At 44.5% G+C, this 14,195-nt stretch carries 12 protein-coding genes; 5 read left to right on the top strand and 7 right to left on the bottom strand.

The window, feature by feature from the left end:
- Window position 1: 1 nt before the first annotated feature.
- The 3 genes from AC5YB1_RS03305 to AC5YB1_RS03295 form a co-directional block, all read right to left on the bottom strand.
- Window positions 2–1,537, bottom strand: coding sequence for a hypothetical protein (locus tag AC5YB1_RS03305; RefSeq protein WP_494520712.1), 1,536 nt, complete (start codon window positions 1,535–1,537; stop codon window positions 2–4).
- Window positions 1,538–3,643, bottom strand: a complete 2,106-nt coding sequence (locus AC5YB1_RS03300) for a hypothetical protein (protein WP_494520711.1) — start codon at window positions 3,641–3,643, stop codon at window positions 1,538–1,540.
- A 165-nt stretch (window positions 3,644–3,808) separates the two neighbouring features.
- A complete protein-coding gene (locus tag AC5YB1_RS03295; RefSeq protein WP_494520710.1) occupies window positions 3,809–3,991 on the bottom strand; it encodes a hypothetical protein in 183 nt (60 codons plus the stop codon).
- Between the two features lie 181 nt (window positions 3,992–4,172).
- On the opposite strand from AC5YB1_RS03295, the gene AC5YB1_RS03290 reads away from it, so the two are divergent.
- From AC5YB1_RS03290 to AC5YB1_RS03280, 3 genes are all read left to right on the top strand, one after another.
- Window positions 4,173–5,275, top strand: a protein-coding gene (locus AC5YB1_RS03290; protein WP_494519615.1) for an IS3 family transposase whose coding sequence is annotated in 2 segments (ribosomal slippage) — window positions 4,173–4,437 and window positions 4,437–5,275 — 1,104 coding nt in all. Because the reading frame shifts where the segments join, the coding sequence is not laid out codon by codon here.
- 966 nt (window positions 5,276–6,241) lie between these two features.
- The gene (locus AC5YB1_RS03285) at window positions 6,242–6,505 is read left to right on the top strand and encodes a hypothetical protein (protein WP_494520709.1); all 264 of its coding nucleotides are present in this window, start codon (window positions 6,242–6,244) and stop codon (window positions 6,503–6,505) included.
- Between the two features lie 812 nt (window positions 6,506–7,317).
- Window positions 7,318–7,929: a paraquat-inducible protein A gene (locus tag AC5YB1_RS03280; protein ID WP_475515086.1), complete on the top strand. Its 612-nt coding sequence runs from the start codon at window positions 7,318–7,320 to the stop codon at window positions 7,927–7,929.
- Window positions 7,930–8,203: 274 nt separating this feature from the next.
- Here the strand turns inward: AC5YB1_RS03280 and AC5YB1_RS03275 are convergent, their stop codons facing one another.
- The 4 genes from AC5YB1_RS03275 to AC5YB1_RS03260 all read right to left on the bottom strand — a co-directional run bounded on the left by AC5YB1_RS03275 (window position 8,204) and on the right by AC5YB1_RS03260 (window position 13,011).
- Window positions 8,204–9,490: an acetyl-CoA hydrolase/transferase family protein gene (locus AC5YB1_RS03275; RefSeq protein WP_494520708.1), complete on the bottom strand. Its 1,287-nt coding sequence runs from the start codon at window positions 9,488–9,490 to the stop codon at window positions 8,204–8,206.
- A 198-nt stretch (window positions 9,491–9,688) separates the two neighbouring features.
- Window positions 9,689–10,753: a phosphotransferase enzyme family protein gene (locus AC5YB1_RS03270; RefSeq protein ID WP_494520707.1), complete on the bottom strand. Its 1,065-nt coding sequence runs from the start codon at window positions 10,751–10,753 to the stop codon at window positions 9,689–9,691.
- On the bottom strand, window positions 10,746–11,684 hold the full coding sequence (locus tag AC5YB1_RS03265; protein ID WP_475515089.1) for an NTP transferase domain-containing protein: 939 nt from the start codon (window positions 11,682–11,684) through the stop codon (window positions 10,746–10,748). Before AC5YB1_RS03265 ends, AC5YB1_RS03270 begins: the two co-directional genes overlap by 8 nt.
- Before the next feature lie 184 nt (window positions 11,685–11,868).
- Entirely contained in the window at window positions 11,869–13,011 is a 1,143-nt protein-coding gene (locus tag AC5YB1_RS03260; protein ID WP_494520706.1) for a hypothetical protein, read from the bottom strand.
- A 207-nt stretch (window positions 13,012–13,218) separates the two neighbouring features.
- Here AC5YB1_RS03260 and gmk point away from each other — a divergent pair, with 207 nt between their 5' ends.
- Both gmk and rpoZ read left to right on the top strand, forming a co-directional pair.
- Window positions 13,219–13,842: a guanylate kinase gene (gene gmk / locus AC5YB1_RS03255; RefSeq protein WP_475515091.1), complete on the top strand. Its 624-nt coding sequence runs from the start codon at window positions 13,219–13,221 to the stop codon at window positions 13,840–13,842.
- Window positions 13,843–13,901: 59 nt separating this feature from the next.
- Complete coding sequence (gene rpoZ, locus AC5YB1_RS03250; protein ID WP_012275521.1) at window positions 13,902–14,183, top strand: DNA-directed RNA polymerase subunit omega; 282 nt, start codon at window positions 13,902–13,904, stop codon at window positions 14,181–14,183.
- Window positions 14,184–14,195 lie beyond the last annotated feature (12 nt).

The following is a 14,195-nucleotide window of genomic DNA, read 5'->3' as shown; positions in this document are numbered from 1 at the left end:
TTTAATTTCCTTTGAGTCCAAGCTCTGTCAGTGGGCTGACAATTACCATGCCGCCTTCCGCATCTGGACTATCTACAGCAATGGACATATCTCTTAATTTCTTATTTAGAACTTCGCCAGAACCAAGTGCTAATTCGGCATTAATTCCATACCTTGCTAACTGTTCACACAAATGTTGAACAGTACAAGGGCCTGTTACTCTACTAGCAGCACAATGTACCATCAGCAGAATAGACAAAGGACCTAATCCAACAACCCAAGGAGCACTAGCATAATTGCCCCTTTTTTCAATATAATAACCCTGATCGTAACTTTCTAAACCAGCTTCCGATGTAATTCGCTGACGTGCTATATGCTCCAGAAACTCCAACACATTTTTCGATGTCCCTTTTTTGCAATCTGCAATTTTACTGTCACTTTCCATCATCAAAGAGAAGCTAGACAAGTAATAACCAAAATCAAACTTCTGCCTAACAGAGGCAAGGTAAACCAGCGTCTCTGAGATTTCTCGAGGAGAAGTCAAGTTAATCTTAGACATGTTAATGTTGGCATCTTCTAGCATGTGCAATATTAGATTTATTGCACCTCGACCTTCAATATAACGCCTAGTGGCTTCCTTGATAGGCTTTGTTGCTAATTGCCCCACACTCCAAAAATCTTGCCCTTTAGAAAAATTCAGAGCTATCTCAGACTCACTGAGAACAGTACCATTTTTCAATGTTTGCTCAATTATTTCCCTGCAAATATCATTAGAGTGACACAACCAATTTACATGAGCGCTGCTGCCTACTCTACATAAGGACTCAAGCATGCTTATCCACTGACGACGAGTGAGCCCTTGCTTTAAGTTAAGAACAAAATCTAGATCCTCAACAAAGCGTCTTGCTGGGAAATCTAAATTGAAATTTTTGACAAAAGAGCTTTCAGCATATGGAAACACCGAGGGCTTCTGCCAAGCATCACGAATTGAGTCAACTCGCCAAGATTCAAATTCTGTTTGTATCATTCGAGCCCAAACATCATCCTCTTCTTCAGTAACACTTAATTTTTCATATAGTTTGTGCCAAATAGCCAAAGCAGTTGAATAGTCACCAGTGCCTAGTGCTATCATTTTTGCGATAAGTTTGCCTGGGTTCCAAGGGTTTCCAGTTAAACGAGCAGACATGTAATACAAAGTCGCATCAGGGACAATTGGAGTGACTTGGTTTCCTCGCTGTCGAGATTGCCCTGACAGTTTAGGTGTGGCAATTGCTCTATTTACGACCTTTCCCCATAATTGTGTTTCGAAGCCTACTGGACTTTTTAATTTTGAAGGTCGCTTTTCTTTTTCTAACTGTTTTTTGAATGGTGTCCCCAAATTCCAGACATGCTCACTAACACCTGAATGGTCGTAAAAACCTACGTTACGATATAGAGAAGCTAATAAGATTTCACCAGTGGTGACTTCTGGCGCAGGTTTCATATTAAGGAAGCTTTCTTTGTAAAGAGAGTGATTATTATCCCAAGGTTTTTCTATGTAATGCTTTGATAATGTCATCTAATTTCGCCCTCTAAAACGAATCTTGCTTCCAACTTTTAATGGATATGTCTCTTTACCAATAGTAAGATCTATATTTCCATCAACGAAATCCTTATCTCTAGCGACCTGACCAGCAGTGACTGATTTTACCTCATCAATCAATGCGAAAACTTCTTGTGGAAGAGAGGCTGCATCAAGCCCTTCCTCAATTTCGCTCAAAGCCTTATAGAGCGCAAATGTAACTGGTACATGCCTTTTATGAATTTTTATATAAGGAGAACGATGTGCCGGTCTAGAATCATTTCCTCTAAACATTTGCATCGAGGTCTTCACATTGCGAACGCGCAGTGATACATCCCGGTCTCGGCGCGCTACAGGTTGACCAAATGTCGTAGAAAGGGGGATCTTGAAAAAGCGCGTGTCTTCATTTACTAATTGCTCAACAAGATCTTCAATATCATCATAATTGTCATTCCTCAAATGTAATTCAGCAAAATTAGTAAACAATTGGTCATCTTTAGATACACCACATCGAAGGCCTAAACTTCTCTTTGCCACACGTGCAGCAAATTGACGAATAGATCCCTGTAACATTCTTGCCTGATTTGAAAATTTAGTTGGATGGTTTTGCTCTGATAGTGCCTCATCCGCTCTAGCGAGCTGTATTAATAACTTTCTCTCAATAAGTGTGATTCGGCTTGAAACTAAATCTAAACCTTCATTTACAGAGAGACTAAAATGTTCTTCAAGTAGATCTACACACACTTCTTTTTCAGTAGCTTTTGAGGTGAATAGTACGGAATCCCCATTCGCCAACGCTGGATCCATATAGTTAGAAAAGTCACCAGAAAGTAGTTCACTTATAGCACTATGCTCCTTTTCAGCAAGAGATTTGAGAGCTCTGAAGTGAAACTTAGCCAAATTGAAGCCATCTTCCCCAAAAGACTCTTTGGCTTTGGAGTTACTAAATATTGCCTTCTGTGCTTTGTTATGTTCACCCGTTGTTAATCGTGGCCAATTTGTAAATAAGCGATGATGGTATAACCTATTCATTAGGAGATAGCGGGCCTTGGCCCCCGATAGAGTACTAGGGCCTTTCTTTTCTAGCTGAAGTATTTTAGCGGTCCAGTCACAAGGAGAATAAGGCTTCCCATCAATAACTAGTGAGTTGGTTTCACCAATAAATAAGTAGGAAATTAAAGAGTACAGATCACGAAACGTCCAACGCTTGCCTGATGCCAACTCGTAATGGTATAAAAAGCGAACAACATTATCCTGAGATCTTTCTTTATCTAGTAATGTTTTATTCTGACAGAATGGACAATCAGATTTATTATCACAAGGTGGGTTCCAGTTTTCATCAGCAAGTGCTTTTTTAAGTATCTGATGAAAAACTGTATTTTTGACGTTACCATCCAGTGGAGCAACTAAAGACTCTACATCCATAGGCCATAATGCCAAGCGGGTATCCATTAGAGGCCAGCACTCCAAAGCCTCCACACCTCCACTTGCTGCTGCAACTATGTCGTTCAAGAATTGTGCTAACTCTGTTTCCCCCCTACGAATAGCTAACGCTGAAGTGTTGGCCAAAATACCTCGATTGACACAACCTAAATATATACCCTGATACTCCCCACGATAAATTTCAGAAAGCTCTTCAAGTAAAAGTGATTCAGCAGATTCACTAGGTCGAGATGTTTCTTTCTCTGTTGCATCTTGAACCAGTCGAATTTCTGGAGAAAACTCACATTCCTGACTAATGAATTCTTTAAAAGACGCAACAGCTGTTCGAGGAGGTAGTCCATCTTCGGAGCAAAGGTATTGAGTTGCAAACTTGGCGACAAGCTCTCCTTCAGCACCTAATCGTCGATCAAAATCTGCTACTGCACCTTCTACAGCATCAGTCTTCCCATTCCCTGGGCCACCCACGAGTAAAACGGCAAATGGAGTATTAGGTTTTCCCGATAATAACGATTCAACCCAATTAGATAACTTTCTAACCAATGGGGTGGTTAGCTGTACATCCAGAGGTCTTCCTGAAGCTTCTTGAAAAGGCTGTCTATATCCACCTTTCTTACCTCCAGACCAGTTTACAAGAGCTAAAGGATACCGTTCAAAATCCATATTTAGTTGCCACCTTAAAATAATTATTAGCTAGATACTAACTTAAAATAGGATTCAAAATCTCTATGAAAACTAGATAATTATGAGCTAGAATTATTTTTGACTACTAAAATCATTCATATAGATACATTACTTTCAAATCCGCTCTAGAACCGTAATATTTTACTAGATCTGAGCGTTCAAAGGAGCAAGGTCGATAATCAAAGAGTCCTTCACTCGATTAAATTCTTCACTTTCTATATCGCAGCCCGTGAAACTTTCTAAAAGCTCTTGTTGCCTAGGCTGTCCAAATGCCAAGCGATAGAGAACAAGTATCTTCTTTACTTCAGCATATTTCGCAACTTCCATAGGTAATCCCCCCGAAAAACCACGGTGTTCATAAGTAGAATTTTCTCGTAATCTGTAACTAGGAGATTCTCAATGAAAAAATCAAGATTTAGCGACAGCCAAATACTATTGTAACCCTCCCTTAAAATCAGAATGTTTTAAATAGAGTTTTCCATTTACACTAAACCAAATGGAGAATCACATGAAAAAGACACGTTTTACTGAAAGCCAAATTATCAACATCCTCAAAGAAGGCGAGTCTGGTGCACAGACTGTGCCTGAGTTATGTCGCAAACATAATGTAGGTCAAAGTACCTATTACAAATGGAAATCTAAGTACGGTGGGATGCAAGCCTCTGACTTAACCCGTATGCGGGAATTAGAAGCCGAGAACGCCAAACTTAAAAAGATGTTTGCTGATGTCAGCTTACAAAATATGGCACTCAAAGATATTGTTGAAAAAAAGCTATAAGGCCAGCAGAACGAAAGGTATTAGCCCACTATGCCATTAATGAATTTGGCCTAGGTGTTGTGCTGGCTTGTGATGCGTTAAACATCAGTCGTTGCACATATTATTATCAACTTAAACGTATAGATGATAATGATATTATTGAGGCAGTATCAGACATTGCTGAAAAACATAAGGCCTATGGGTTTCGGAAGATATTTAAGCGGCTACGGCTCCTAGGCCATAAATGGAACCATAAACGTGTGTACCGTATTTATTGTGGTTTGAAGCTTAACTTACGGCGTAAAGGTAAAAAGCGCTTACCTTCTCGAGAGCCTGAGCCACTGGCCGTTCCAGCAAAGGCTAATGAATGCTGGTCTATGGATTTTATGAGTGATAACTTATTTTCAGGCAAGTCTTTCAGAACATTTAATGTCATTGATGATTATCATCGTGAAGCGTTAGCCATCGAAGTGGACTCGAGCTTACCTGCACAGAGGGTTATACGCGTGCTGGATAGAATCGCAGCCTACCGTGGTTACCCAAAGCGATTAAGGCAAGATAATGGGCCAGAATTTATCTCACATGCACTTGAGATATGGGCTGAAGAACATGGCATCAAGTTAGATTTTATTAAGCCAGGAAAACCAACGCAAAATGCGTATATTGAGCGATTCAACCGCACTTATCGAAATGAAGTATTAGACTGTTACTTGTTCAATAGCTTGACTGAAGTAAGGGAAATCACAGATAGTTGGATTGAAGAATATAATTATGATCGGCCACATGAATCACTGAATGATTTACCGCCTAAATTATATGAGCGATTAATTGAGGAAAACTCTCTCAAAATATGATCGATATAAGGGAGGGTTACAGTTTGATGGTTGACATTCTTCTCATTTTACCTGTCTGGTTATTGTTACAACCAGGGGCATATTGCATGACCATATAGAGATACGGGTGGTACTTTTCTGCAGAACTTCCTGCCTGCAATATGCTCTGATTGACGAGCTGCTGAGATTGAGAAATGTGCGTTTGCATGGGATACCTTTTTAGACAACAGATTAAGTGGTATCACCAGGTAGATTCCCCCCAGGCAAACAATCCCTATTGATAGAAAGGTCTCGATAATCATCACGAGGATCTGTTTCATCCCTATCGGAATGAAAATAGCGACAGAAGTCGATACCAAGCCAGGCTGCGCCTGATGGCAGAACATCTTCGTTGTTCGGCCATATGTCTTGAAAGGCACGCCAGCTCTGATGACTCGTCATCGACCTGTCTTACGAGCTACGCTCTAGCCTTCCAAAGACATTGAACGCGCATGCACCGAGCTACGCTCTGTACTAACCGCATTTTCGCCGCTTACGACGAGGGTGAGTGTGCCACTCCTCTCCCCTCTTTCGACGCTCTGCTTTTCTGACGAAAAGACAAATGGTTTAGCCATCAATTTGTGCCAAATGTGAGGCTAAATTTTGCTGAAGCAAAACGTAAATACGGTTAGTACAGACCAGCTGTACATGCGCGTTGCTCCTTTGAATCGGGACTTCGTCCCCATTCAAATACGCCTTGAGTTGGCCTGTTTCACAGGCGCTTTTATTTACAAAAAATCGTGCCGATTGTTTGCTTTAAAGATATACATTCTGTGCTTAGCAATACTCAATTCCCGGTGAAATAAACGAATAAAAACTAGCAAAAACAGAAACTAAACTAACAAAAAGCATCGAATAAAAAATGATGAAAAATGCTCTTGCAATCGCACTTTTTTTCATTAATGTCGAAAAAAGACCAAACAATAAACGACGCAACAGGAGCTTAATATGAAAAATGAATCACCGACTACACCTGCTGTAAATGTTGATGGCACCCCCATGATAAACGGTACCTATGTCGATGCCCAGGGTAAGCCATTTGGCGTAACAAATGACGATTCAACCTCTCATTCGATACAGGATGACTTGAGCCTCAACACAATCGATAGCGGCTATGACGATTGCTTTGACTCGGGCTTTGATGCTGACTCCAGCTTCTGTGATTCTAGCTTTGATTCAGGCTTCGATTCCGGCTTTGGGGATACGTTTTAGTATGCGCCTAAAATTCGACATTGATTATTTTGCCGAAATATCACCACTACTCTACATAGTTGTCGTAGGTGGAGGTCTATTTGCGTGTTTAGTTATCTTTGAGACTAAAGCCAACTTTATAGCCTCTGTGTTTTTTGGCCTAAAATCTACTTGTGGGTGTTATCTCTATGAATATCGAAAAGCAACGAATCAGATAAAGCCTACAAGGTGGACTCATCTATCCTATGTCGCTCTGCGATTCATTTAAAAGGAGGAAAACCTATGATCATGCTGATACCTCTAATCCTCTTTGTTGCGGGAAGTATCTTTTTAAGTATCAGAATCATCGAAAATGGCGAAAAAGCTGATGAAAGACCAATGCAACACAAAACTAAAAAGTGGTGACTTAATGGATACTGAAAATTACCAAAATGGCAAAAAAATCGTAACCGATTGAAATAATACAATTTTAAAAACCGCTCAACGAGCAGATCCAAAACGTAGAATAAATACCTCGCTCTTAGCAAAAAGCCTCAATATGAGGCTTTTTTCGTTTTGAGATGCTGTAAAGCCAAAATGTACGTCCTCACATGATAGAAGGTCTTTTGGCGGAGCTGCTCTCTAAAATTAAGATAGACAATATCGACAAGAGTCTCAGCCAGATGATGAAAATGCATCACCCTGTGGCTGCAACCAGACTTTAAAGGTGACGCTTGGCATGATAAAAAATATCTCCAGCGTGAGCGGCGACATTCAGCTAGCGTTCACTCCAAATAGGGTATAATCGATCCTCAGGTGCCAACCCACAGGCAACATAGAAAAATGGAGCAATCATGTCAAAACGGAGTAAATGGCTACAGTTATTAGTGATTCTCATCGCCCTAGCCCTACTTATACCCGGTCTCAGCCTGCCAATGTTAAGCCTAGATGGCCACGCTGATAAATCCCAATTTGCCCAGACCACCATAGAGTTAATGACTCAAGACAGTGAAACACGCGGTTTGCTCGGCTCGGTATCAGCATTCCTCGGTTTTAACCAGCTGGAGGGCCAGGTGGAAATTTATAGCAAGCACCGTAGTATACTGGGGACGGTACAAGACCTGATACAAAGTGGTAACCTGTTGGTCGGGCTCTTGATTGTCACCTTCTCGGTAATTATTCCTACCCTCAAACTACTGGCGCAAGCCGTTCTGCTTTTCACTCAGGGCAGCACGGCGATAATACTTACACGCGTTATCGACGCCATAGGTAAATGGAGCATGGCCGATGTATTTGTGGTCGCCATCATTGTCAGTTATCTCGCCGGTAACGCCAAAGATCAGATGGGCGAATTGATAGTGATGCACGCCCAACTAGAAATCGGCTTCTGGTTTTTCACCGGCTATTGCCTATTTGCTATCGCTTCTAACTTATTGATGAGTAGACCTAAATATACGTCATACTAATGCTGCCCTTTGCTTCTTTCTGTCCCAGCTCATCGAAACAGGAGTGACAGGTTTGAGGAAAAGGGGCTGATGCGCGACCAGCCAAAAGACCTCAACATAACCAATGACATAACAGTAAACACCAGGATAACCTTATCGGTATCCTGGCTTGTCTATTAGGGCTGACGCTTCGGCCTGGTTGGCAAAGAATGCTCCCAGAGAACGAGTCAAAGTAGTGCGACTCAAGAGGTAATAAGCCCCTTCGCAGAGGCTATATGTTTATTACAAGATGGAACTAAACCGTGAGTCCCCACATATCGAAGGTTTCTTGGCAAAGCTGTTCTCTAAAATCTGGGTGAGCGATGTCGATTAAGGCGCGGGCTCGCTCTCGCAGTGATTTACCTCGCAAATTGGCGATGCCATATTCGGTGACGATGTAATGTACATGAGCCCTGGTGGTGACCACGCCTGCACCAGGTGAGAGTACGGTGCTGATACGTGACACACTTCCATGCGCTGCAGTGCTTGGCAGTGCGATCACCGAGCGGCCGCCTTCTGATAGGCCCGCACCGCGAATAAAGTCCATCTGCCCACCTACGCCAGAATAGATACGCGTGCCTAATGAGTCGGCGCAAATTTGTCCCGAAATATCCACTTGCAGCGCCGAGTTTATTGCCATCACATTGGGATTTTTACGGATAATCGAGGTGTCATTGACCTGCTCAATATCCATAAAGATCACCGATGGGTTGTCGTCAACATAGTCATAGAGTCGCTGGCTACCGAGGGCAAAACCCGTGACCAATTTACCAGGATGCACTTTTTTGCGGCTATTGTTGATCACCCCAAGTTCGACCAGATTAAGCACGCCATCGGAAAATAGCTCAGTGTGCACACCTAAGTCTTGATGTTCGGTTAAGCAGGCAAGCACGGCGTCGGGGATCGCGCCTATACCCATTTGTAAGCAATCACCATCACGCACTAGTTTTGCCACATTTTGACCTATCGCCAAACTGGTGACATCGCTGGCAGCGAGTGGGTGTTGTGGTAAAGGCATACTCTGCTCATACACAGCGGCAAATTTTTGATAATGAATAAATCCATCACCGTGAGTGCGCGGCATCATAGGGTTGATGTGAGCGATGATTTTTTTAGCTACTTGGCAAGCGGCCAAGGTGGCTTCTACCGAGATACCTAAAGAGCAGATACCGTGTTTATCTGGTGGCGACACTTGAATGATAGCGGTGTCGATGGGTTGCTCGCCCGAGCGAAACAGTTTGGGGACTTCCGAGAGGAAAATAGGTACATAGTCGGCATCGCCACGCTGTAACAATTGACGCGTTGGCAGGCCACCAAAAAAACAGCGGTGTCGCAAATGCCCTTTCAGATTGGGTGAGCTAAGCGACTCGGCACATTCGGTATGCAGCTGTAATAGGGTTAAGTCTTGAATCGTTAACGCATGCTGCGCTAGCGCATCGAGTAGCACCTTAGGCGTCGCCCCCATAGAGTGTGTCCACAGGGTTTCACCGCTTTCGATTAAAGACACAGCTTCTAGGGCAGAGTTACAGATAATGGGGGCCATCAATGGTTATCCAATGTTATTAATCTGTAAGCAGTGTAAGGGCTTATGCAACACTTTAATAGTGATTGCGAGGATGAGTTGCACCTTAGTTGATCTTGAGCAACCTGGCCAAATATTGCCGGGAGCCTCAACGGGCATAAACCAAAAGAGCGCATTATTTTGCGCTCTTTTACTTGATTAATCGCTATTGTGCACAGGCTATTGAAAATACTTTTTCAACGTCGCTTGTTGGTTCAATAGGCTTTGATACAAGGTAAACTGATTGGCCGCTCGATCGAGATTATGGGTGTCATGCTGCACATGGAAGTAGCTATCGCCATTGAGATAGTCGGTCAAAAAGCGGACCCCAATCATTAGGCAGATCACTCGCGCGCCCAGCCATAGGCTACGCTTTTCATCCACAGTTAACACATCACCTAGCTCAGCTAAGTAGCCACGGCAGATAGCGGCAAATATCGACTCGCGAACCTCAACCTTATCAAGGTTGGTGGAATCCTCCTCCTCGGGCGAGGTAAAGGTGCGCACCATATCGCCAAAATCATACATTAAATGCCCTTTCATGCAGGTATCTAAGTCTATGATGGCTAAACTGCTCATGTCGCGCTTATCGTAAAGCATGTTATTGATTTTTGTGTCGTTATGGCAGGTTCGCAGCGGTAATGTCTCAGCCAACAGAGCCAATTCATCAAGTAGATGAGTCTGCGCCAGTGCAAAATCAACCCAGTGTTGGCAGTGTACTAATCGACCCACCATGTCTTGGGTGGCGGCCTGGTTAAGCAGCGCTATTCGTCCGGGAAGATGATGAAATTGCGGGATCACATCTTCCAAGTCGGTCGCATCTAGATCACTCAAGGCGCGTGAAAAATGGCCAAAGGCTTTAGCGGCTGACTCAGCCTCTTGCTCATTAGATACCACTTCGATGCTATGACTGTGGGGTAAGTAATTAATCGCGCGCCAAAAACCATTGTCGGCTAAATCAACATATAAGGCGTTATCCATGGTCAATACAGGTGCCACCACACTTAAATGATAATCACCGCACGCCGCTTTCACTTGCAAGTGGCTGGCTATCTTTTTTGCGTTGTTCACCAAGGCTTCTGGCCTCTTGAAGACTTGAGTGTTAATCCGCTGTAAGACTAACTCGCCCTGCGCTGAGCGCACTAAAAATGTGTCATTGATATGACCATTGCCAAGGGGCGACACTTTAGCGCAATCGGTTATGCCAAAGTGGGGCAGCACCTGCTGCCGAATAAGCTCAATCACCCAATAACTCCATTAATTTTTGTTTGACCCAGAGGGCATCTTGCGGATATGTCACGCCCATCCAGGTGTCGGCGCTAATATTAACGTAAACCGGTTTGACGCTGATATTATGGTCTTGCTGATGCTGTGACGGTAGGCAAGTCTGCACCACAGCGGGCAAGTAACATTCACTGCCAGCAAGATGACCACTATCTTTGATGAAGTGAATCAAGGCCTGCTCTAACACCCTAAAAATATCGACCGAAAACCCCCAGCATGTCATCGACACTAGGCTTTGTGGATCGAGCTCAGCTTGGTGCTGACCATTGTGTCCCAGCAGTTTATCACCTTGCCATGCAATATCGAGCCACTCCTGAACACTGCTTAAATAGTCCCCTTGTGTTTGGCAAATCCCCCGATTAACGCCACCATGTTGTGACAAGGTTTCATTGAGGCAATAAGCCACCATTTGCCACCGTTCGCTAGCGTGTTTAAAGCCATCGACCAGCAATTTAAAGGCATTATCACCATAATAATCATCGGCGTTAATCACTATCATAGGGCCATTAACCCAATGCCTGGCGCACCAAAGTGCGTGGGCAGTCCCCCAGGGCTTGCCCCGCCGCTTAGCTTCACCTTGCAAAGGCAAACACTCGGCTGGTAAGTCATCGGTTTGTTGCACACAAAAATGCAGTGCAAAACCGTCTGGCAAGGCGGTTAACCGCTGCTGCAGCGGTTCGATAAGCTCGGCGCGGGTGATAATCACCGCCGCCGAACATCCTGCCTTTATCGCACTCGCCAGCGAGAGCTCAAGCATGGTTTCGCCATGCGGCCCTAAGTTTGCCAGTTGTTTATCGCCGCCGAAACGACTACCTAAACCAGCTGCCATGATCACCAGCGTGACATTATTGAACTCATTATCGGGTGTACTAGAAGAGTGCGTCGCAACCATTGTCTACAACCAACTGGACTAGGGGCGGCGCGCTGGCCACCGACCATTAAAAATGTAACCGACGAGTTTAATCAGTTATGACGATGAACACCAGCGCCAATAGCCGCCATTCCCCCCTATTGTATAAAGCTAGCTGTAATAGATCTCGCCGATTAATCACCCGTTCATAGTGTTGAACATTAGCCTAAAGATAGGGACGAAACGCCGCTTGTTTCGCCAATGCCGCCTGACTGCCTTTGAGACTAAACTGATACCCACACAACTTAAGGCTGCCGCGCATGGCGACATCGTTAAGAATGGCTCGGGTATCGAGCGGCGAAAATCGGGCTAACGTCGATGAGTCAGGCAATAAACTCACCTCCATCGGGCGATATTGAGCACCATTATTAAAGGTTAACTCTTGGCAGCTACTATCCCCTTTACCAGTGGCTAATGACCACAATAATCCTGGCTCGCCGCGCTCACCCAACCAACTGATCATCAGCACATCTTCATCGAGTAGTATGCTAAAACCGTCGGGCATTATTGCCTCTTGATAAGAGGCCGTTTGGTTTATGCTACCTGATGCTTCGGCGCTGTTCTGCTGCACACTCTGGGTAGAGCTAGGTTCATCCGACCACATTAACACTAATGCGCTCACTAACATCAAGCTGCCAGCGCCAAGCAAACTGGCTCGGGGCCGGGCTTTAATCACCTTAATGGCACGCAAAGCACCTTGACCTATCACCTTTATGATACTTGCGAGGGCTTCACTATTATGTGTACTCGCGCTGTGAGTACTAGAGCCGATAGCATGCTCATAAGATTGTTGGTCATTAGCTTGATGCCCCTGATATCGATAGGGGCGCTCATTGGGGTCATCATCAAGCTCAAGGGGCATAACAGCGTCGCGCGCATCGCCAGCAATCACAGGCTCGACACGCCTTACGCGGCGATTCGCCGGTGATAATGGCCCCTGATAGCCGTAACAGCTTGCCGTAAATTGGCTTTTAGCTGGCGCTTGCAGCACCACAAACACGCAGGCTGCCAACTCCAGTAACACACCACAACCAATAACTATGGTATTAGCTTCATTAATCAGGCCAACACTCAACAATATCAGCCCAGGCACAGGCAAAAAAGCCCATATGATGGGCCGACCTTGCAACCGACGCTTAGCACTTAAGCTAGCAAACAATGCCGCAGCCAGCCCAACTAACAATAGCGATACATGGCCGTTTAGTAGCACATAGAAAATCAATACGGCAAAGAATGCGGCGAGATTGATCAGCGCAAAACGCACACTGCTATCCACGCCTTGACGACAAAAAAAGGTATTAAACTGCATAAAAATCCTACTACATTGGCTATCGGTTCACAGGTTCAGCCAAGAGTCTACGCTATCGACTCTGAGCTAGAACTTAAAAACTACCATAAATTACCCACTTTGGCGGACAAACAGTGACACTAATAGGCTAAATCACTAGCCTAATTTTACCGCTAGGCTGTATAATGTCTGGCTACCTAAATCAATCAGCTTTTGGATAGCACGCTCATGACCGCTCGCGGAAACCTGTTTATTATTTCAGCGCCTAGTGGTGCCGGTAAGTCTTCTCTTCTTAGCGCTATTTTGCAGGATAATCCTGCCGATATGAAAGTGTCTGTATCGCATACTACGCGCCAGCCACGTGTGGGGGAAGTCGACGGCCAACATTATCACTTTGTCTCGGTTGATGAATTTAAAGCGCTTATTGAAAAACAAGCTTTTTTTGAGTGGGCTGAAGTGTTTGGTAACTACTACGGCACCTCTCGCGAAGCGATTGAAGTGATGCTCGCCCAAGGGATCGACGTGTTTCTCGATATTGACTGGCAAGGCGCGCAACAGGTGAAACAGATGATGCCAGAGGCCATAGGGGTATTCATCTTACCGCCGTCAAAAGCTGAACTTGAGCGCCGTCTTACTGGCCGAGGTCAAGACAGTAGCGAAGTGATTGCTGGCCGCATGGCACAAGCCACTTCTGAGATTTCACACTATGGTGAATACGACTTCATCATAGTCAATGACGACTTTGAGCAAGCTCAGGTCGATTTAAAAGCAATTATTCGTAGCCAACGCCTTACTCGCGCTGGTCAAATTCATACTCTAAATGATATGCTTAACGATCTGTTGGCAGACTAACTGTCATAATGTATAATTTTGCGTCATTTTTTCACCCATAATCACTGGAGTTTCAACACATGGCTCGCGTAACTGTAGAAGACGCCGTAAACCAAATCGGCAACCGTTTTGATATGATCCTGGTTGCAGCGCGTCGTGCTCGCCAAATCGCCGTGCAGGGTAAAGACCCTATGGTTGAAGAAGAGAACGACAAGCCAACGGTTATCGCCCTGCGCGAAATCGAACTTGGTTTAGTCACCGCTGACACACTTGATGCCGATGAGCGTCAAACTGTGCGCGAACGTGAAGCGGCAGAAATTGCTGCTGTTGCTGCCATCGCTGAAGGCCGCAACGCTATATAAGGGAGTGCTGCC

It is taken from the genome of Shewanella sp. 433 (genome assembly GCF_059338565.1).
This window is presented reverse-complemented; position numbering and strand designations above follow the sequence as displayed.

Bases quoted from the DNA above. Each gene is read 5' to 3' on its own strand.
- AC5YB1_RS03280 (WP_475515086.1), top strand. From the start codon at position 7,318: ATGTCAAAACGGAGTAAATGGCTACAGTTATTAGTGATTCTCATCGCC.
- rpoZ (WP_012275521.1), top strand. From the start codon at position 13,902: ATGGCTCGCGTAACTGTAGAAGACGCCGTAAACCAAATCGGCAACCGT.
- AC5YB1_RS03300 (WP_494520711.1), bottom strand. From the start codon at position 3,643: ATGGATTTTGAACGGTATCCTTTAGCTCTTGTAAACTGGTCTGGAGGT.
- AC5YB1_RS03265 (WP_475515089.1), bottom strand. From the start codon at position 11,684: ATGGTTGCGACGCACTCTTCTAGTACACCCGATAATGAGTTCAATAAT.
- AC5YB1_RS03305 (WP_494520712.1), bottom strand. From the start codon at position 1,537: ATGACATTATCAAAGCATTACATAGAAAAACCTTGGGATAATAATCAC.
- gmk (WP_475515091.1), top strand. From the start codon at position 13,219: ATGACCGCTCGCGGAAACCTGTTTATTATTTCAGCGCCTAGTGGTGCC.
- AC5YB1_RS03275 (WP_494520708.1), bottom strand. From the start codon at position 9,490: ATGGCCCCCATTATCTGTAACTCTGCCCTAGAAGCTGTGTCTTTAATC.
- AC5YB1_RS03295 (WP_494520710.1), bottom strand. From the start codon at position 3,991: ATGGAAGTTGCGAAATATGCTGAAGTAAAGAAGATACTTGTTCTCTAT.
- AC5YB1_RS03285 (WP_494520709.1), top strand. From the start codon at position 6,242: ATGAAAAATGAATCACCGACTACACCTGCTGTAAATGTTGATGGCACC.
- AC5YB1_RS03260 (WP_494520706.1), bottom strand. From the start codon at position 13,011: ATGCAGTTTAATACCTTTTTTTGTCGTCAAGGCGTGGATAGCAGTGTG.